The 19,566-nt window shown below is 70.6% G+C and carries 18 protein-coding genes; 8 read left to right on the forward strand and 10 right to left on the reverse strand.

The annotated features are described in order from the left end of the window. Positions 1–5: 5 nt before the first annotated feature. Positions 6–572 carry a helix-turn-helix domain-containing protein gene (locus tag ABZ823_RS12900; protein ID WP_361657909.1) on the forward strand — a complete coding sequence of 189 codons (567 nt, stop codon included), beginning with the start codon at positions 6–8 and terminating at the stop codon, positions 570–572. A 60-nt stretch (positions 573–632) separates the two neighbouring features. Here the strand turns inward: ABZ823_RS12900 and ABZ823_RS12905 are convergent, their stop codons facing one another. The 7 genes from ABZ823_RS12905 to ABZ823_RS12935 all read right to left on the reverse strand — a co-directional run bounded on the left by ABZ823_RS12905 (position 633) and on the right by ABZ823_RS12935 (position 8,028). Next, complete coding sequence (locus tag ABZ823_RS12905) at positions 633–1,838, reverse strand: TerD family protein (RefSeq protein WP_361658212.1); 1,206 nt, start codon at positions 1,836–1,838, stop codon at positions 633–635. Between the two features lie 91 nt (positions 1,839–1,929). Further along, on the reverse strand, positions 1,930–2,919 hold the full coding sequence (locus tag ABZ823_RS12910) for a zinc-dependent alcohol dehydrogenase family protein (RefSeq protein ID WP_361657912.1): 990 nt from the start codon (positions 2,917–2,919) through the stop codon (positions 1,930–1,932). Then, positions 2,916–3,758 (reverse strand): carbohydrate ABC transporter permease, encoded by an 843-nt coding sequence (locus ABZ823_RS12915; protein WP_361657914.1) that lies wholly within the window; start codon positions 3,756–3,758, stop codon positions 2,916–2,918. Before ABZ823_RS12915 ends, ABZ823_RS12910 begins: the two co-directional genes overlap by 4 nt. Beyond that, a complete protein-coding gene (locus ABZ823_RS12920) occupies positions 3,755–4,693 on the reverse strand; it encodes a sugar ABC transporter permease (RefSeq protein ID WP_361657917.1) in 939 nt (312 codons plus the stop codon). The genes ABZ823_RS12915 and ABZ823_RS12920 overlap by 4 nt, the downstream gene beginning before the upstream one ends. Beyond that, positions 4,690–6,060 (reverse strand): sugar ABC transporter substrate-binding protein, encoded by a 1,371-nt coding sequence (locus ABZ823_RS12925; RefSeq protein WP_361657920.1) that lies wholly within the window; start codon positions 6,058–6,060, stop codon positions 4,690–4,692. Before ABZ823_RS12925 ends, ABZ823_RS12920 begins: the two co-directional genes overlap by 4 nt. A gap of 92 nt (positions 6,061–6,152) precedes the next feature. Beyond that, on the reverse strand, positions 6,153–6,923 hold the full coding sequence (locus tag ABZ823_RS12930) for a DeoR/GlpR family DNA-binding transcription regulator (protein ID WP_361657923.1): 771 nt from the start codon (positions 6,921–6,923) through the stop codon (positions 6,153–6,155). Between the two features lie 295 nt (positions 6,924–7,218). Then, the gene (locus ABZ823_RS12935) at positions 7,219–8,028 is read right to left on the reverse strand and encodes an NAD(P)-dependent oxidoreductase (RefSeq protein ID WP_361657926.1); all 810 of its coding nucleotides are present in this window, start codon (positions 8,026–8,028) and stop codon (positions 7,219–7,221) included. Positions 8,029–8,340: 312 nt separating this feature from the next. Between ABZ823_RS12935 and ABZ823_RS12940 the strand changes: the two genes are divergently transcribed. The 7 genes from ABZ823_RS12940 to ABZ823_RS12970 all read left to right on the forward strand — a co-directional run bounded on the left by ABZ823_RS12940 (position 8,341) and on the right by ABZ823_RS12970 (position 16,606). Continuing rightward, a complete protein-coding gene (locus ABZ823_RS12940; protein WP_361657929.1) occupies positions 8,341–9,282 on the forward strand; it encodes a 5-dehydro-4-deoxyglucarate dehydratase in 942 nt (313 codons plus the stop codon). After that, positions 9,279–10,478: a hypothetical protein gene (locus ABZ823_RS12945; RefSeq protein ID WP_361657932.1), complete on the forward strand. Its 1,200-nt coding sequence runs from the start codon at positions 9,279–9,281 to the stop codon at positions 10,476–10,478. Before ABZ823_RS12940 ends, ABZ823_RS12945 begins: the two co-directional genes overlap by 4 nt. 247 nt (positions 10,479–10,725) lie before the next feature. Continuing rightward, a complete protein-coding gene (locus ABZ823_RS12950) occupies positions 10,726–11,388 on the forward strand; it encodes a GntR family transcriptional regulator (RefSeq protein ID WP_361657934.1) in 663 nt (220 codons plus the stop codon). Then, the gene (locus ABZ823_RS12955; protein WP_361657937.1) at positions 11,385–12,293 is read left to right on the forward strand and encodes a dihydrodipicolinate synthase family protein; all 909 of its coding nucleotides are present in this window, start codon (positions 11,385–11,387) and stop codon (positions 12,291–12,293) included. The genes ABZ823_RS12950 and ABZ823_RS12955 overlap by 4 nt, the downstream gene beginning before the upstream one ends. Beyond that, on the forward strand, positions 12,290–14,023 hold the full coding sequence (araD, locus tag ABZ823_RS12960) for an L-arabinonate dehydratase (protein ID WP_361657940.1): 1,734 nt from the start codon (positions 12,290–12,292) through the stop codon (positions 14,021–14,023). The genes ABZ823_RS12955 and araD overlap by 4 nt, the downstream gene beginning before the upstream one ends. 76 nt (positions 14,024–14,099) lie before the next feature. Next, entirely contained in the window at positions 14,100–14,894 is a 795-nt protein-coding gene (locus ABZ823_RS12965) for an HAD family acid phosphatase (protein WP_361657943.1), read from the forward strand. Between the two features lie 260 nt (positions 14,895–15,154). Then, positions 15,155–16,606 carry an NCS2 family permease gene (locus ABZ823_RS12970; protein WP_361657945.1) on the forward strand — a complete coding sequence of 484 codons (1,452 nt, stop codon included), beginning with the start codon at positions 15,155–15,157 and terminating at the stop codon, positions 16,604–16,606. 52 nt (positions 16,607–16,658) lie between these two features. On the opposite strand, the gene ABZ823_RS12975 is transcribed toward ABZ823_RS12970, so the two are convergent. The 3 genes from ABZ823_RS12975 to ABZ823_RS12985 all read right to left on the reverse strand — a co-directional run bounded on the left by ABZ823_RS12975 (position 16,659) and on the right by ABZ823_RS12985 (position 19,476). Then, positions 16,659–18,116: a penicillin-binding transpeptidase domain-containing protein gene (locus ABZ823_RS12975; protein ID WP_361657947.1), complete on the reverse strand. Its 1,458-nt coding sequence runs from the start codon at positions 18,114–18,116 to the stop codon at positions 16,659–16,661. A 111-nt stretch (positions 18,117–18,227) separates the two neighbouring features. Beyond that, the gene (locus ABZ823_RS12980) at positions 18,228–18,701 is read right to left on the reverse strand and encodes a GNAT family N-acetyltransferase (RefSeq protein ID WP_361657949.1); all 474 of its coding nucleotides are present in this window, start codon (positions 18,699–18,701) and stop codon (positions 18,228–18,230) included. 1 nt (position 18,702) lies between these two features. Beyond that, positions 18,703–19,476, reverse strand: a complete 774-nt coding sequence (locus ABZ823_RS12985) for an IclR family transcriptional regulator (protein ID WP_361657952.1) — start codon at positions 19,474–19,476, stop codon at positions 18,703–18,705. Positions 19,477–19,566 lie beyond the last annotated feature (90 nt).

Here is a 19,566-nt window from a genome sequence, read left to right on the forward strand (position 1 = left end):
TCTGTATGTCACAGGTCAGGCCCATGCGAGCGGACGCTCGGCGCAACTACGAACGGTTGCTGAAGGCGGCGGCCGTCGCCTTCGCCGAGCACGGTGAGAACGCGTCACTCGATGACATCGCCAAGCGGGCGGGAGTCGGATCCGGCACCCTCTACCGGCATTTCCCCACGCGCCAGGCGCTGCTGGAGGCGGCCTACGTCGACCGGATCGAGGCGATCGCGGCCAGGGCCGACGAACTCGCGGGAGAAATGCCGCCGGGCGAGGCGCTGGCGGAGTGGCTGAACGAACTCTGCGTCGGGACGATCCAGGTGCGCGGGCTCAAGGCCCTCGTGGGGTCGGCCGTCGCGGACGGCGGCTCGGCGGCGCTCACGGTCTGCGGCACCTCGATCAAGGGGGCGGCGACGCGTCTGGTGCGGGCGGCGCAGCGGGAGGGGAGCCTGCGGGCGGACATCGAACCGATCGAGATCCTTCGGCTGGCGCACGGGGTGGCGACGGCGTCGGAACTGGCGGACGGGGAGGGCAGGCACATCCGCCGCTATCTGTCCCTGCTCACGGAGGGGTTGCGGCCCTGAGGCCCCGCCCGCGCCCCACCTGCGGACCCCGGCCGGGGCCCGCAGGTGTCGTACGACTGCCTACAGGGCCTGCGCCGCCGGCTTCACCATGTTCCGCACCGTGCGAGCCTTGACGAAGTCGCCCATGGCGGTCATGTCCCACTCCCCGGAGAACTGCCGGATCAGTTTCGCCATCATCACGCCCGTCTGCGGCTCGGCGTTCGTGAGGTCGAAGCGGACCAGCTCCTGGTCCGTCGCGGCGTCCACGAGACGGCAGTAGGCCTTGGCGACCTCGGTGAACTTCTGGCCGGAGAAGGAGTTCACCGTGAAGACCAGGCCCGTCACCTCCTGGGGAAGGCGTCCGAGGTCGACCGTGATGACCTCGTCGTCGCCTCCGCCCTCGCCCGTGAGGTTGTCGCCGGAGTGCTTGATCGCGCCGTCCAGAATGGCCAGCTTGCCGAAGTAGCAGCTGTCGATGTGGTTGCGCTGCGGGCCGTACGCGATGACCGAGGCGTCCAGGTCGATGTCCTTGCCCCGGAAAGCGGGCTCCCAGCCGAGGCCCATCCTGACCTGGGACAGCAGAGGGCGGCCGCCCTTGACCAGGGACACGGTCTGGTTCTTCTGAAGGCTGACCCGGCCCTTGTCGAGGTTGATCTTTCCGGCGCCGGGGAGAGGGGCGGGCGGAGCCGGGGGAGCGGCGGGCGCCGGGGGCGCGGCGAGGGCCGGGGCCGGAGGGGCGGTCTGGGGCTGCATCGCGGGCGCGGGCGGGGACACCGGCTGCGGGGGCGCGGCCGGCTCCTCCACCGTGACGCCGAAGTCGGTGGCGATGCCCGCCAGCCCGTTCGCATAGCCCTGCCCGACGGCGCGGGCCTTCCATACGCCGCCTCTGAGGTAGATCTCCACGACCACCAGGGCCGTCTCGGTGCCGAGCTGGGGCGGGGTGAACGTGGCCAGAACGCTGTTGTCGTCCGCGTTGCGGAGGGTGGCCGTCGGCTCGATGCCCTGGAAGCTCTGGCCCGCGGCGTCGGGGCTCGCCGTGACGACGATCTTCTCGATGCCCGGGGGAACGGTGGCCGTGTCGACCGTGATCGAGTCGGGGCTCGCACCGCCGCCGGAGCGATGGATGACGCCCGGGCCCGTGGGCTGGTTGTAGAAGATGAAGTCGTCGTCGGAGCGCACCTTGCCGTCGGCGGTGAGCAGCAGGGCCGATACGTCGAGCCGCACCGGGGCGGCGACATCGACGGTCACGCGGGTGGCTCCGAGCGGGATGTTCGAGCCGGGGGTCATAGCTGTCATGCCCCGTGAACGAACGAGGCCGCTTTACCGTTCCCTTACCGACGGCCGTATGGCTGAGGCGGCGGACCCCCGGCCCGGGTCGCTACGGAACGACCACGATCTTGCGCCCCACTCCCGCCGCGAACCGCTCCAGCGCCTCCGGGTACCGCTCCAGCGGGATACGGTCGCTGATGAACACGTCGGGGTCGAGGACCCCGCCCGCGAACAGCTCCGCCGCCCGCTCGAAGCTGTGCAGCACCGCCATGGAACCGGTGATCGTGATCTCCTGGTTGTAGATGCGGTACGGATCGATCGTGACGCGTGTCGCATAGTCCGCGACGCCGAACTGAAGGAACGTGCCGGCCTTGGCCACCCGTCCCAGACCGTCCTGGATCGCCGCCGCGTTGCCCGTGGCGTCCACCACCAGCTCCCAGCCCTGAGGGCGGTCCAGTTCGTCGGCGTTCGCCGCGGACGCCGTGACACCGAGCCGGCGCGCGGTCTCGAGGCGCGCCGGGTTCACGTCCACCACGTCCACGCTCGCCGCGCCGGTGCGCTTGGCCAGTTCCAGCATCATCAGGCCCATCGTCCCCGAGCCGTAGATCAGAACGTGCGAGCCCAGCTGCGACTTCAGGACGTCGTAGCCGCGCACCGCGCAGGACAGCGGCTCGATCAGCGCCGCGTCCTCGGTGCGGACGTGCTCGGGGAGCTTCACACAGTTGGCCACGGGCGCCACCGCGTACCGCGCCGCCCCTCCGGCGGTCGTCACGCCGATCGCCGCCCACCGTTCACAGAGGTTGTTGTGGCCGGTACGGCAGTACCGGCACTCGTAGCAGTACAGGGACGGGTCCACGGCCACCCTCTCGCCGACCGACACCTCGGTGACCTGGGTGCCGACCCCGACCACCGTGCCCGCGAACTCGTGTCCGGGCACGATCGGCAGCTTGGGCGCGAACTCGCCCTGGAGGATGTGGAGATCCGTGCCGCACAGCCCGCAGGCCGCGACCTCGACGACGACCTCGCGGGGCCCGGGCGTCGGGTCCGGGACCTCGGACACCACGGCGCGGCCCACGGACTCGATGACGGCGGCCTTCATTTGACGGCTCCCAACGACAGGCCCTGGACCAGCTTGTCCTGGGCGGCGAACCCCGCGGCGAGCACCGGCAGGGAGATGACGAGCGACGCGGCGCACACCTTCGCGAGGAACAGGCCCTGGCTGGTGATGAAGCCGGTCAGGAAGACGGGCGCGGTCCCGGCGACCACTCCCGTGAGCACCCGGGCGAAGAGCAGCTCGTTCCAGCTGAAGATGAAGCAGATCAGCGCCGTCGCGGCGATGCCCGGCAGCGCGATGGGGGCCACCACCCGTGCCAGGATCGTCGGCAGCCGCGCCCCGTCCACACGCGCCGCCTCGATCACCGCCACCGGCACCTCGGCCAGGAACGACTGCATCATCCACACCGCGATCGGCAGGTTCATGGAGGTGTAGAGGACGACCAGGAGCCAGATGTTGTCGAGCATCCCGGCGTTCTTGGCGAACAGGTAGATGGGCAGCAGCCCCGCCACCACCGGCAGCATCTTGGTGGACAGGAAGAAGAACAGGACGTCCGTCCATTTCCTCACCGGGCGGATGGACAGCGCGTAGGCGGCCGGGAGGGCCAGCAGCAGGACGCACAGCGTCGAGACCACCGACGCCACCGCCGAGTTGACCAGGGCCGGCCACGGGCTCGCCCCGCCGCCGCTGCCGAAGAACTCGCGGTAGCCGTCCAGGGTCAGCGGCGCCGCGAGGGAGGGCGGATTGGTCGCCGCGTCCGCCTCCGAGTGGAAGGACGTCAGCGCCATCCAGGCGATGGGCAGGAAGAAGACGATGCCGGCCAGCCAGGCCACCAGACCCAGCCCCATACCCTTGCGGCGGACTCGTACGGCCATGGTGCTCATGCGCGGGACACCTCCTCGCGGAACAGGGACGACACCACGCGCAGGGCGAAGGTCGCGATGACGATCGAGCCGATGACGACCAGGACGCCCGCGGCGGAGGCGAGCCCGTTCTCGTGGGCCTGGTAGAAGCTCTGGTAGACGGTGTACGGGAGGTTCGCCGTGCCCAGTCCGCCGGACGTGATCGTGAAGACCGCGTCGAAGTTCTGGACGATGTAGATCGAGCCCAGCAGGGCGCCGAGTTCGAGGTAGCGCCGCAGATGCGGCAGGGTCAGGTGACGGAAGATCTGCCAGTCGCTCGCGCCGTCCACCCGTGCGGCCTCGATCTGCTGCTGGTCGCGGCTTTGCAGGCCGGCGAGCAGGATCAGCATCATGAACGGCGTCCACTGCCAGACCAGCGAGGCCTCGACCGCGAGCAGCGGGGTGCTCGAGATCCAGTCGGGCTGGGGGCCGCCCACCGTGTGCAACAGCCCGTTGAGCAGGCCGTATTCGGGGTTGTAGAGCACATGCTTCCACAGCAGGGCCGCCGCCACCGGGACCACCAGGAACGGCGCGATCAGCAGGGTGCGGACAACCCCCCGGCCGCGGAACCTGCGGTCCAGCAGGAGCGCGAGGGCGAGGCCAAGCACCAGGCTGGCCAGCACCACCGCGACCGTCAGCAGGACCGTCGTCCACACCGAGTGGCGCAGGTCCGGGTCGGTGAGGACCTGGCGGTAGTTGTCGACGCCGGTGAAGTGACGGGCTTTCGGGTAGAGGGCGTTCCAGTCGAAGAACGAGATCACCAGCGTGGCCACGAAGGGCAGCTGGGTCACGGCGATCATGAAGATCAGGGCGGGCAGGAGCGGCGCCCGGGTGGCCCAGGCGCGCAGACGGGCGGGGGGCCGGTGCACGGTGCGTGCGGGAGTGGCGGCCACGGGGGCCGCGGTCGTGGCGGTCATCGTCCCTCGTACTCCTTGGAGATCTTCTCGGCGAGCTTCTGGGACTTCCTCAGGGCCTCGTCGACGGACTGGCGTCCGGCGACGGCCGCGCTGATCTCCTGGGAGACCTTGGTGCCGAGGTCGGTGAACTCGGGGATGCCGACGAACTGGATGCCGGGCGCGGGGCGCGGCTGGACCCCGGGGTCACGGGGCCGTGCGCCCTCGATGGCCTCGCGGGTCATCTCCTGGAAGGAGGACGCCTCCTTGCGGTAGGCCGCGTTCTCGTAGGTGGAGGCCCGCTTGCCCGCGGGGACGTTGGCCCAGCCGCTGGTGTCCCCGACGAGCTGCTCGTAGCGCTTTCCGGAGGCCCAGGAGATGAACTTCCAGGCCTTGTCCGGGTTGCGGGACGCCTTTTGCAGGCCCCAGGCCCAGGTGTAGAGCCAGCCGGAGGAGGCGGTCTTCTCGACGGGGGCGGGTGCGTAGCCGAGCTTTCCCTTCACCGGGGACCCGGCGGCCTCCAGGAGACCGGCCGCGGACGTGGCGTCGTACCACATGGCGACCTTGCCCTGGGTCATGTTGTTGAGGCACTCGGCGAACCCGGACTGAGCGGCTCCGGACTCGCCGTGGTCGCGCACGAGGCCGACATAGAACTTTGTCGCCTTCTCGAACGCGGGCGCGTTCAGGTGCGCCGTCCAGTCCTTGTCGAACCATGTGCCGCCGAAGGTGTTCACGACCGTGGTGAGCGGTGCCATGAGTTCGCCCCAGCCGGGCAGTCCGCGAAGGCAGATGCCCCGCATCCCGGGCTTGGCGCCGTCGGCCTCGGCGGCCAGGTCGGCGACCTGCTGCCAGGTGGGGTGGGCGGGCATCGTCAGGCCCTTCTCGGCGAACACGTCCTTGCGGTACATCAGGAAGGACGACTCGCCGTAGAAGGGCTGCCCGTAGAGCTTGCCGTCGTCGCCGGTCAGCGACTGGCGCATCGGCTTCAGGATGTCCTGCTCGTCGTAGCCGCCGTCCTTCGCCGCGTACGAGTCCATCTCGTGCAGCCAGCCGTTGCGGGCGTAGATCGGTATCTCGTAGTTGCTGAGGGTGGCGACGTCGTACTGGCCGGCCTGGTTGGCGAAGTCCTGGCTGATCTTGTCGCGGACGTCGTTCTCCGGCAGGACGGTGAAGTTCACCTTGATGCCGGTCTCCTTGGTGAAGTGCGCGGCGGTGAGCTTCTGCAACTCCACCATCTGCGGATTGTTGACCATCAGCACGTTGATGGAGTCGCCGCCGGACCCGGACCCGCCCGCTCCGACCCAGCAGCCGGAGAGAAGCGGGGCGAGCAGCGTCCCTGCGGCGGCCATGGCGAGCGTGGCTCGCGGCCTCCGTCGGCTCTGGGTGCGCATGGATCGCTCCTGGACGTAAGGGGATATAAGGGGCGCGTACGGGTGTGGGGGCTCGGGGGGAGCGGGGCGAGGGGGGGCGTTGTCGGACGGGGTCAGACGCGGAGGACCTGCGGGCCCTGCAGCGAGTAGCGGTGGGCCTCCGACGCCGGCAGCAGCGTGCTCGTGACGATCGCCTCCAGCGCGCCGACCTCCGCGAACCGGCAGAAGCTCACTGCCCCGAACTTGGTGTGCACCCCCGCGAAGACGGTGCGCCGGGAGGCGCGGACCGCCTGGGCCTTGACCTCGCTGACCGCCGGGTCGGGCGTGGTCAGCCCGTGTTCGCGGGAGATGCCGTTGGCGCCGATGTACGCCAGGTCGATGACGAATCCGGCGAGCATCTTCGTCGTCCAGTGGTCGACGGTGGCCAGCGTGCCGGGCCGTACCCGGCCGCCCAGCAGCAGGACCGTGGTGTTCCCGGCCTCCGCGAGCGCGCCCGCGGTGGCCAGGGAGGCGGTGACCACCGTCAGCGGACGGTCCCGGGGCAGTGCCTCGGCGATCAGCTGCGGGGTGAACCCCTCGTCCACGAAGACGGTCTCGGCGTCCCCGAGCAACTCGGCCGCGGCGGCCGCGATCCGGCGCTTCTCGGGAACCTGGCTGGTGGCGCGGAAAGCGAGGGTCGTCTCGAAACCGGCGCTCTCCACGGGATAGGCGCCACCGTGTGTGCGGCGGACGAGCCCGTGGTCCTCCAGGGCGCGCAGATCGCGTCGGACGGTCTCCTTGGCCACGCCCAGTTCGGCGGCGAGCGTGGTGACGTCGACCGAGCCGGTGCGGCGGGCGGCCATGACGATCTCGCGCTGGCGCTCTTCCGCGGTCCTCGTCGTCATCGTCGCCTCCCGCCGTCGGTCCGCTGCTCCAATGTGGCTTGTTTCACCCAGGGGGCGCTCCAGCCGGTGCCCGTTCGGGCCCGGTGAGGCCCTTGGAGGACTTTCTACAGCGGGTATGCGGCGGCGACCAGGCCTGTTCCATGCCCGAGTGTGCCCGATCCCGCCCGTTCGGCGGACCCTGTGCCCCTCGGGGACCTGGAGTGCAGCGGGGTGGACGGTGGGATCGGGCACCCCGTGTGACCGAAACGGGGGGCGGGCGGGCCCGTTCGGTGCCCGCCCGCCCCGGAGTGTTCCGTCAGTACGGCCAGATCGGGGGGTCGGTGACGAAGTGGCCGCCGAGATACGCGTGAGCCGGGTTGTCCGGGTCCAGCTCGCCCTGCTCGGCGATGAGCTTGGCGGCGTAGGGCTCGGAGTCGTCCTGCGGCTGGTAGCCGAGCGCCCGGGCGCTGGTGAGGTCCCACCACAGGCGGGTGTTGTCGGAGGAGCCGTGGACGACGGTGTGTCCGACGTTCTCGGCCGTCAGGGCCGCGTGGAAGAGACGGGCGCCGTCCCCGGGGCTCATCCAGACGGAGAGCATCCGCACGCTGGTCGGCTCGGGGAAGCAGGAGCCGATGCGCACCGAGACCGTCTCCAGGCCGTGCTTGTCCCAGTAGAACTGGGCGAGGTCCTCCCCGAAGGACTTCGACAGGCCGTAGAAGGTGTCCGGGCGGCGCGGGGTGTCGACCGTGATCAGCGGGTCGTCGCCCCGGGGACGCGGGGTGTAGCCGACCGCGTGGTTGGAGGAGGCGAACACGATCCGGCGTACGCCCTCCTCGCGCGCGGCCTCGTACAGGTGATACGTGCCTTCGATGTTCGCCTTCACGATCTTCTCGAACGTGGACTCCAGGGAGATGCCCGCGAGGTGGATGATCGCGTCGACGCCCCGCACGGCCTCCCGCAGCGCCTCCCGGTCGGCGAGGTCCGCGATGATCGCGTCCGGCTCGTCCTCGATCGGCCTGAGGTCCAGGAGCCGCAGTTCGTAGCCGTACCCGGGCAGCAGTCCCCGCATCAGGGTGCCTAGTCCGCCGGCGGCGCCGGTGAGCAGAACGGTGCGGGGAGCGGGCATCTCTCGGGTCTCCTTGTCTTGTCGCTCGTTCGCCGTCGGGGTGCGCCCCCCGGCTCACTCGCGGAATCGACGGCCGCATTCATGTACGACATTCATATCCATAAACACGCTAGGGAGCGCGGCCCGGCCCGTCAAGTGTCGCGCGCGAAGGGGGAATCCACCTCTGAGTTGCCGGTTTGCACGCTTGACCTGCCCCGAGGTGGCGCCTTAGCGTGGCTGTGTTCAGAAATATGGACATGGATCAGAAACGTGCACCGGCGTGGGATCGGTCCCCGCGTCAGCGCCTGTGCACGCCTGTTCAAGGGAGAGCCCGTGACGTCAGCCCCTCTCGCCGCTCGACTCAGCATCCCCAGCGGGCCGCTGTTCTTCCCCGTGACCGCGTACGGGCCCGACGGCTCCCTGGCCCTCGGCGCCTACCGCGCGCATGTGCGCAAGGGGGTCGAGGCGGGCGCCGCCGCCGTCTTCGCCTGCTGCGGCACCGGCGAGTTCCACGCGCTCGCACCAGAGGAGTTCGAGGAGTGCGTACGGGCGGCCGTCGAGGTGGCCGACGGGCGGGTGCCCGTCGTGGCGGGCGCCGGATACGGGACCGCGCTCGCCGTGCGTTACGCGCGGCTCGCCGAGGAGGCCGGGGCCGATGGACTGCTCGCCATGCCGCCCTACCTCGTGGTCGCCGGTCAGGAGGGCCTGCTGCGGCACTACCGGGAACTGACCGCGGCGACCTCGCTGCCGGTCGTCGTATACCAGCGCGACAACGCCGTCTTCACCCCCGAGACCGTGGTCGAGCTGGCCCGCACCGACGGCGTGATCGGCATCAAGGACGGACTCGGCGATCTGGACCTGATGCAGCGCATCGTCAGCGCCGTACGGACGGCGGTCCCCGGCGACTTCCTCTACTTCAACGGTCTGCCGACCGCCGAGCAGACCCAGCTCGCCTACCGAGGCATCGGCGTCGCGCTGTACTCGTCCGCCGTGTTCTGCTTCGCGCCGGAGATCGCCCTCGCCTTCCACAAGGCGCTGAACTCCGGCGACGACACCACCGTCCACCGCCTCCTCGACGGCTTCTACGCCCCGTTCGTCGAACTCCGTGCCCAGGGCCGCGGCTACGCCGTCTCGCTCGTCAAGGCGGGCGTCCGGCTGTGCGGCCTCGACGTCGGCGAGGTACGGCCGCCGCTGCACGAGCCGAGCGAGGAGCACGTCGAACGGCTCGCCCGCCTCATCGACCGCGGCCAGGCCCTGCTGCGGGAGGGCATGTGAGAGCGTCGGCGTTCCTCTACCCCTGGGACGTCACCGGGGACCCGGAGGCTGCGGACCGCGTCGCCTCGCTCGGCGTGCGCCAGGTTACCCTCGCGTCCGCGTACCACTCCACGCGCGCGCTCACGCCCCGCCATCCGCGCCACCGCGTCGTGACGGCCCGCCACGCCGCCGTGCTCTTCCCGCCGGACGCGCGCTGGCACGGCCGCCGCCTGCGGCCGTACCAGGCCGGCGACTGGGCGCCGGGCGACGCGTTCGGCGAGGCGGCGAGGGCGCTCGCAGACGCCGGCCTGGAGGTGCACACCTGGGTGGTGCTGGCACACAACTCCCGCCTCGGGGAGGAGCATCCGGACACCTCGGTCGTCAACGCCTACGGAGACCGCTACCCGTGGGCGCCGTGCATCGCGCAACCGGACACGCGCGCCTACCTCGTGGACCTCGCGGCCGAGGCGGCCGTGCGGCCGGGCGCCCGCGGCACCGAACTGGAGTCGCTCGGCTGGTACGGCCTTGCGCATCCGCACGCCCACGACAAGATCGGCGGGGTGGGGCTCGGGGACGCCGGGCAGTACCTGATGTCGCTGTGCTTCTGCGCCGTCTGCCGCGAGGGCTACGGGACACGGGGCCTGGACGCCGACGAACTCGCGGCGGCGGTGCGGGCCGCGCTGGAGCCGGCCTGGCGCGGCGCCCACTGTGACGGGGGGACCGCCCGGTCGAGCGAGGCCGAGACCGGGGGAGGCTGGACGGGAGTCGAGAAGCTCCTCGGAGAGACCAGGGCGGCCGCCACGCGCGCGTGGCGCGACCACACCGCACGCACCCTTCAGGAGGCGGCGGTGACGGCGGTCCGCGCGGCCGCACCCGGCGGCTTCCAGGTGCTGCTGCACGCGGACCCGGTGTCGTACCACTGCGGGGCGAACGCGGGCGTCGACCCCGCGCACATCCTGTCCGTCGCGGACGGGGTGGTGGTGCCCTGCACGAACGGCGCGGGCCTGCTGACACCGTTCGCGGAGCAGCGCCGGACGGGCGCTGTCCTCGCGGCCAACTTCACCGTGGTCTCCGGCATGGGGGGCAGTCCGGCGACGCTGGAGCGGGACGCGCGGGCCGCGGCGGAGCTGGGCGCCGCGCAACTGCGGCTGTATCACGCCGGACTGGCGTCCGACGGCGACCTGGACGCCGTACGCACGGCACTCGCCGCGCTCTGAGCCGGCGGAGCCGACGCGACGGCCGTCGCCGCCGTTGCTGTCACCGCCGAGCCCCGGCCGCCGGACGGGAACCCGTTGCAGCCTGTCGGTTGCCCCTGGGGCGTGTGGCTCGAGGCGACTTCGGCTTCCCTGCGCCCCAGGCGTTGACGTGAGCTCAGCGCGCTTTTACCGTCGTCGCGTCGTACTTCATACGTCATATATGACACGCCCGACGCGACATCAGGTACGCGACATCCGAGAGGCGCGCATGACCTCTGTGCCCACGCCGATCCCCTCCCGCACCCAGGTCGTGCTGGAGGGGATCAGACACCGCATCCTCACCGGTCTGCTGACGCCCGGTCAGGCACTGGTCGAGACCGACCTCGCCGCACTGTTCGGGGTGTCCAAGACTCCCGTGCGCGAGGCGCTCAAGACCCTCGCCGGGACCGGGCTCGTCGTGATGAACCAGTACAAGGGCGTCACCGTGCGCATGGTCGACGCGGACATGGCGCGCGAGGTCTACGACGTCCGGCTGCTCCTGGAGCCGGAGGCGCTGCGGCGCTCGGTGCGCCGGGGAGCCTGCCTGGACGCCGCGCGCGACGCGCTGCACCGGGCGGACGCGGCCACCGACACCGCCGAACGCTCCCTGGCCAACCGGGAGTTCCACCGCGCCCTGTACGCACCGTGCGGCAACCCGCTGCTCGCCCGGATGCTCGACGAGGTCCGCGACCAGGCGGCCCTCGTGTCCGCCGTCGCCTGGGCCACCGACCCTTCCTGGGAGAGGGAGGCAGCCGAGCACCGGCAGATCCTGCGGCTGGCCCTGGACGGCGACGCCGACGGCGCGGCCACCGCCCTGCACGCCCACATCGCGTCGTTCGTACGACGGGCCTTCCCCGAAGCCGAGGCCCGGGGAGAGGACGGTCCGGCATGACGACGACCTTCGAGGCCCAGCGTGCGGCCCTGGCCGACGTGATCGCCATCCCGGTGACCCCGTTCGCCGAGGACGGCTCCGTCGACCGCGGCGCCCACCGGGCCCTGCTGCGCCGCCTGCTCGACGGCGGGATCAGAACCCTGACACCGTGCGGCAACACCGGAGAGTTCTACGCCCTCACCCCTGAGGAGCGGCGGCTCGTGACGGAGCTGACCGTCGCCGAGGCGGGCGAGCGGGCCGCGGTCCTCGTCGGTGTGGGACACGAGGTGCCCACCGCCGTCGGCTCCGCCCGGCATGCCCGAGACCGGGGCGCTGCGATGGTGATGGTCCACCAGCCCGTGCATCCGTACATCGCGGACGGCGGCTGGGTCGACTACCACCGGGCCGTCGCCGAGGCCGTGCCCGAGCTGGGCGTGGTCCCCTACATCCGCAACGCCCAGCTGCCCGGCGTCCGGCTCGCCGAGCTGGCCGACCACTGCCCGAACGTCATCGGTGTGAAGTACGCCGTCCCCGACGCCGTCCGCTTCGCCGCCTTCGCCCGGGACGCCGGGCTGGAGCGCTTCACCTGGGTGGCGGGTCTGGCGGAGCCGTACGCCCCCTCGTACTTCTCGGCCGGGGCCACCGGCTTCACGTCCGGACTAGTGAACGTCGCACCGGCCGTCTCGCTGGACATGCTCCAAGCACTCCGGTCCGAAGACCACCCGGCCGCCATGAAGGTGTGGGAGCGGATCCGCCGCTTCGAGGAACTGCGCGCCGCGAACGGCTCCGCCGACAACGTCGCCGTCGTCAAGGAGGCCCTCGCCTCCCTCGGCCTGTGCCGCCGGGACGTGCGCCCGCCGAGCAGGACCCTGCCCGAGGAAGCGCGCGCCGAGGTCGCCGCCATCGCCGCCGGGTGGCCGGCATGAGCCTCCCGCGGAGAGGCCCGGAGGACCTCAGAAGCCATCAGTGGTGCGGCACCGACGGGCTGCGCTCCTTCAGCCACCGGGCCCGCACCCGCCAGCTCGGCTACCTGCCCGAGGAACACCTGGGCAAGCCCGTCGTCGCGATCCTCAACACCTGGTCCGACATCAACCCCTGCCACGTCCACCTCCGTGACCGCGCCCAGGCCGTGAAGCGGGGCGTGTGGCAGGCCGGAGGCTTCCCGTTGGAGTTCCCGGTCGCCACGCTCAGCGAGACCTTCCAGAAGCCGACCCCGATGCTGTACCGCAATCTGCTCTCGATGGAGACCGAGGAACTGCTGCGGTCCTATCCCGTCGACGGGGTCGTGCTGATGGGCGGCTGCGACAAGTCCACGCCCGCGCTCCTCATGGGCGCCGCCTCCGTCGACCTGCCCACCGTCTTCGTGCCGGCCGGTCCCATGCTGCCCGGTCACTGGCGGGGCGAGGTCCTGGGCTCCGGCACCGACATGTGGAAGTACTGGGACGACAAACGCGCAGGGCTCATCGGCGACTGCGAGATGGCGGAGCTGGAGAGCGGACTCGCGCGCTCGCCGGGGCACTGCATGACCATGGGGACGGCCTCCACGTTGACCGCCGCCGCCGAGGCGCTCGGCGTGACCGTCCCGGGCGCGTCCAGCATCCCGGCCGTCGACTCCGGGCACGAGCGGATGGCCGCCAGGGCCGGGAGGACGATCGTCGAACTGGTCCACCGGGACCGCAGGTTGAGCGAGATCCTCACCCGCGAGGCCTTCGAGGACGCGGTCACCACGGTCCTCGGACTGGGCGGGTCCACCAATGCCGTGATCCATCTGATCGCCATGGCGGGCCGCGCCGGGGTCCGGCTCACCCTCGACGACTTCGACCGCATCGCCCGCACGGTCCCGGTACTCGCCAACGTCCGCCCGAGCGGACGGACGTACCTCATGGAGGACTTCCACTTCGCCGGCGGCCTGCCCGGGTTCCTCTCCCGCATCCCGGACCTGCTGCACCTGGACCGGCCGACCGTGTCGTACGACACCCTGCGCGAACAGATCGCCACCGCGCGGGTGCACGACGACGACGTCATCCGTCCCCGGGACAACCCGGTGGCCGGCGAGGGCGGAGTGGCCGTGCTGCGCGGCAACCTCTGCCCGGACGGTGCCGTCATCAAGCACATCGCCGCCGAGCCGCGCCTGCTACGGCACACCGGCCCCGCGGTCGTCTTCGACGACTACCGGACCATGCAGCGCACCATCGACGACCCGTCCCTCGGCATCACCGCCGACAGTGTGCTGGTGCTGCGCAACGCCGGGCCCAAGGGCGGTCCCGGGATGCCCGAGTACGGCATGCTGCCCCTGCCCGGCCACCTGCTCAAGCAAGGCGTGCGGGACATGGTGCGGATCTCCGACGCCCGTATGAGCGGCACCAGTTACGGTGCGTGCGTGCTGCACGTCGCACCCGAGTCGTACGTCGGGGGACCGCTGGCGCTGGTGCGCACGGGTGACTCGATCACCCTCGACGTCGAGGCGCGGATGCTGCGGCTCAACGTGGACGACGAGGAACTGGAGCGCCGTCGGGCGCGGTGGGCGCCGCCGCCCGTGCGGTACGAGCGGGGCTACGGCGCCCTCTACACCGACCAGATCACCCAGGCCGACACCGGTTGTGACTTCGAGTTCCTCGCGCGGCCCGGGAAGGTGCCGGACCCGTACGCGGGGTGAGTACCCCACCCGGCGAAAGTATCGATCGGGCAACGGACCTCGCGCTCGGAGGGGTGACGCGCGTAGAAAACCTGTCATGCATAAGCCACTTCGCATCGCGGCCCTCGTCGCCGCCTGTGCCGTCGCCGGCGGGGCCCTGTACGGCGCCGGCGCGGCCACAGCCGGTCAGTCGACGGCGAACTCCACCCACGAGCCCTACAACATCGGGCTCCTGGTCAAGGACATCGACACCTACTACGGCGCCACGCTCGACAGCAACGGCGTCTACCAGGCGTCCCCGGACAGCCCGTACGCCAAGGACCTGGCGCACATCGAGTCGGCCGCCGAGCGCTACATCGACAAGGCGGCCCGCAAGGCACACCACCACGGCGAGAAGCCCGCGGTCGTCTTCGACATCGACGACACGCTGCTGCTCAGCCTCGACTACGAGAAGAAGACCAACTACACGTACAACTCGACCACGTGGGGCGACTACGTGGCCCGGGCCGACCGCCCGGCCGTCCCCGGCACCCCGGCGCTCGTCCGGTACGCCGAGTCCAGGGGCGTGGAGGTCTTCTACAACTCCGGCCTCAAGGAGTCGCAGCGCTCCGCCGCCGTCGAGAACCTGAAGAAGACCGGCGCCGACATCAACCTCGACGCCGGCCACATGTTCCTCAAGGACGCGGCCAATCCGCCGTCCTACCTCAAGGACTGCGCCACCCCGGGCACCTGGAACTGCACGACCGTCCAGTACAAGTCCGGCACGCGCAAGCACATCGAGGACCTCGGGTACGACATCATCGCCAACTTCGGCGACCAGTACTCGGACCTCGACGGGGGCTACGCCGACAAGGCGTACAAGCTGCCGAACCCGACGTACTTCGTGAGCTAGGGCTCACCCGGGCGAACGCCCCCGCCGGTCGTCACCGGCGGGGGCGTTCCTTCTGACCGGCCGAGGGGGGCTCAGGCCGGCAGCCTCGCCCAGTAGGACGGTGGGGACGCGGCCGGGGTTGCCCCCGCGGACGGTGTTCCCCGATGTCGCCGTCGACCGCTCCCTGATTCCGTAACACGGAGAAAACCTGAAACGGATGCGCCGAGGGAACAATCCAGCCAGCATCCCGCATCGGTTACCAGGCAACGAGGAGTGTCGCCATGCCCGACAGACAGCAGGTGGCCGAACGGCCGAACACCGCACCGCTCGAGGTGAACGGTGTCGACCGGTTCTTCAAGATCTCGCAGAGGGGCTCCACCCTCGGCCGGGAGATACGCGGCGGCTTCGCCACGTTCTTCACCATGGCCTACATCCTTGTCCTGAATCCGATCATCCTGGGCAGCGGAAAGGACAAGTTCGGCCATCACCTGGACGCGGGCCAGCTGGTCACCGCGACCGCCCTGGTCGCGTGTGTGATGACCGTGGTCATGGGCGTCGGAGGCAATCTGCCGCTCGCCATCGCCGCGGGCCTCGGCCTCAACGCCGTCGTCGCCTTCCAGCTCGCCCCGCTGATGAGCTGGGCCGACGCCATGGGTCTGGTCGTCATCGAGGGTGTGGTGATCTGTGTGCTGGTCGTCACCGGACTCCGGGAAGCGATCATGAACGCGATTCCCCAGCAGCTCAAGCAGGCCATCGGCGTCGGCATCGGCCTCTTCATCGCGTTCATCGGCTTCGTCGACGCCGGGTTCGTCAGCCGCATCCCGGACGCCGCCCACAGCACGGTGCCGGTGCAGCTGGGGGCCGTCGGACGGCTGACCGGCTGGCCCGTGCTGGTGTTCTGCCTCGGTGTGCTGCTGACGATCGCCCTGCTCGCGCGCAGGGTCAAAGGCGCGATCCTGATCAGCATCGTGACCATGACGGTCGTCGCCATCGCCATCGACTCCGTGGCCGATGTCAAGAGCTGGGGCCTGACCACTCCGAAGGTGCCCGACACGATCGTGGCCACCCCCGACTTCGGACTGGTCGGTCACTTCAGTCTGTTCGGCGCCTTCGGGAAGGCCGGCGCGCTCACCGTCGTCCTGCTGGTCTTCACGCTGATCCTGTCGGACTTCTTCGACGCGATGGGCACCATCGTCGGCATCAGTGCCGAGGCGGGGCTGCTCGACGAGAACGGCAAGGTGCCGGGCATCGGCCGGGTGCTGTTCATCGACGGCGCCGCCGCGGTGGCCGGCGGTGTCGCCTCCGGCTCGTCCAACACCGCCTACATCGAGTCCGCGGCCGGCGTCGGCGAGGGTGCCCGAACAGGCTTCGCCAACCTGGTCACCGGCGGCCTCTTCGGCCTCGCGCTCTTCCTCACCCCGCTGCTGACGATCGTGCCGCTCCAGGCGGCGGCACCCGCCCTGATCGCCGTGGGTTTCCTGATGATGACGCACGTCAAGCACATCGACTGGGACCGGTACGAGATCGCCATCCCGGCCTTCCTGACCATCGCCGCCATGCCGTTCACGTACTCGATCACCGACGGCATCGGCGCCGGGTTCCTGTCGTACGTCCTCATCAAGGCGGTCCTCGGCAAGGCCAAGGAGGTCAACTGGCTGCTGTGGAGCGTGTCGGCGCTGTTCCTCGTCTACTTCGCGATCGATCCGGTGGAGCAGATCCTCGGCGTCAAGTGAGCCGGGGCCCCGGAGGGGACGAGCCCGCCCTCCGGGGCCGCCCCCACCGGGCCTATCGCTGCAACGCCGCCCGCATCATGGCCCTGGCGACCGGCGCCGCCAGTCCGTTGCCGCTGACCTCCGACCGTGCCGCGTCCGACTGCTCGACCATCACCGCGACGGCGACCGCCTTGCCACCGGTGTCGGACTTCGCGTACGACGTGAACCAGGCGTACGGCGTCTTGCTGTTGTTCTCGCCGTGCTGGGCCGTACCCGTCTTTCCGCCCACCGTCGCGCCGGGGATCCGCGCGTTCGTGCCGGTGCCCTGCTCGACCACCGTCCGCATCGCGGACTGCAACTGCTCGGCGGTCGACGAGCTGACGATCCGCCGGGTCCCCGCGCTGTCGTCGTAGTTCTTCAGCACATCGCCGCCGCTGTCGGTGATCTGCGCGACCATGTGCGGCGACACCAGCTTCCCGTCGTCGGCCAGCGCCGCCGACACCATGGCCATCTGAAGCGGGGTGGCCGTGACGTCGAACTGCCCGATGCCCGACAGGGCCGTCTGCGCCTGGTCCATGCCCTTCGGGTACACACTCGGGTACGCGCGCACCGGCACCTCCTGCCGGTCGTCGTCGAAGCCGAACTTCTCGGCCATCGCCCTGACCTTGTCCTGGCCGAGGTCGACGGCCATCTTGCCGAAGACGTTGTTGCAGGAGTAGCGCAGGGCCACGCGGATCGAGGCGTTCTTGCAGGGGGCGTTCGGGTTCTCGTTGGACAGGCCGCGGGTCGTGCCCGGCAGTGTGTAGGGGTCCGGGCTGTCCGTCCTCTGGTCCACCGAGGAGTACAGCCCGTCCTCCAGCGCGGCCGCCGCGACGACCAGCTTGAACGTCGAGCCCGGCGGGAGCGGCTGGCGCAGCGCACGGTTCGTGAGCGGTTTGTCCGGGTCGGCGTTGAGCCGCTTCCAGGCCGCCCCGGCGGTGTCGGCGTGGGTCAGCGACGACGGGTCGTAGGACGGGGTCGACACGACCGCGAGGATCCGGCCGGTGCTGGGATCGATCGCGACGGCCGCGCCCTTCTTGTCCCCCAGTGCCTGGTAGGCCGCCTTCTGGACGTCCGGGTCGATGGTCGTCACCACGTTGCCCGGGTCGGCCCGCTTGCCGGTGACCGTGTCCATGGCGGTCTTCAGGCCGGTGTCCGTGCCGTTGAGCAGGTCCTGGTAGATGCCCTCCAGCTGGGTCGGCGCGTAACTCTGCGAGGCGTAGCCCGTCACCGCCGCGTACAGCTTGCCGTCCGTGTACGTGCGTTTGTACGCGAGGTCGCTGCCGTTCGTCCGCGCCGAGCCGGTGATCGACCGGCCGGCCACGATGATGTTCCCGAGCGGCGCCGCATACGTGGCGATCGCCTTCCGCCGGTTGTCCTTGTCGTCCGCTAGCGCCTTGCCGTCGTAGAACTGCACCCAGGTCGCCCTGACCAGCAGAGCGAACACGAGGAGCAGCACGAAGACCGATGCGCGTCTGATCGTCTTGTTCATCCCGGTCGGAAGACGAACGGGAACGCGTCGATCGTTCCCTTCCGCCCCGTTTTCTCATCGGGCCTTCATGAACGGGCCCGCCCGCGCCCCTGGGCGGCGGCGGGCCGCCACTCAGCCCTTCAGGACGAGGACGACCTCCTCGATCTCCCCGCCGCGGGCGTGGGCGTATCCCCTGGCACGGGCCGTCTCCTCGAAGCCGCACTTGCGAAGGACCCGGCCGGAGGCCGCGTTGTCGGCGGCCGCCCGGGCGTACAGCGGGCGCTCCGGGACCTGCTCAAGCAGCATCCGCAGGGCCGCGGTGGCGATGCCCCGGCCCCAGTGGGCACGGTCGATCCAATACGTCACCTCGCGTTCGCCCGGCTCGCCGTACACCGCCGCGTGACCCACGACATCGCCGTCCGCCAGTACCGTCCGCACGTCGACGTCCGGGGAGCCCCGCAGCCGTGCCCAGCGGGCGTCGAAACCCGCCCGGTCGGCCAGGTCCTCGGGGACGAACGCGGCCATCCGGAGCGCCACGGGGTCGTTCATCTGGCGGTGGAAGACGGGCAGGTCGCTGTCCTGGACCTCGCGCAGCGCGATCTCCACGTCACAGCCTCCGCGTCGCCAGCGTCAGCCGATCCCGGGCGTCGAACAGCGCGTCCTTGATCATCTGTTCGTGGGCCGGCGTCAGCCGTGCCACCGGGACGGAGCAGCTGATCGCGTCGCGGGCCGGGGTGCGGTAGGGGATGGCGACTCCGAAGCAGCGCAGCCCGAGCGTGTTCTCCTCGCGGTCGACGGCGAAGCCCTGCTCGCGGACCTGGTGCAGCTCCTCGATGAGCTTCTCCCGGTCCGTGATGGTGTGTTCGGTCAGGGCGGGGAGCGTCTCGGGGAGCATCTTGCGGACCTGCTCGTCGGTGTAGGTGCTCAGCAGCGCCTTGCCCAGGGAGGTCGAGTGGGCGGGCAGCCGGCGGCCGACCCGGGTGAACGGCCGCAGATAGTGCTGTGACTGGCGGGTCGCGAGGTACACCACGTTCGTGCCGTCCAGCCGCGCCAGGTGGATCGTCTCCGTCGTGTCGTCCGACAGCCGGTCCAGGGTGGGGCGGGCCGCCGCCACCACCTCGTCGCCGTCGATGTAGGACGTGCCGACCAGCAGCGCACGCACCCCGATGCCGTAGCGTGTGCCGGTCGCGTCCGTCTCCACCCAGCCCAGCTCCACGAGCGTGCGCAGCAGCATGTACAGGCTGGACTTCGGGTAGCCCACCGCCTCCTGCACCGCGGCCAGGGAGTGCATACCGGGGCGGCCGGCGAAGTATTCGAGCAACTCCACCGTCCGCACCGCGGACTTGACCTGTGCCCCGCCGCCTGTCTCGCCTGCCGACATCGCCTTGACCCCTTCGTTCGACGGGAAGCCGGAGATATAGTCTCCGCGCAGCTATTCATCATCAGAGACGGCGTTCAGTATATCGAACGC

The sequence above is a fragment of the Streptomyces sp. NPDC047079 genome, assembly GCF_040643755.1.
Classification (GTDB): Bacteria; Actinomycetota; Actinomycetes; order Streptomycetales; family Streptomycetaceae; genus Streptomyces.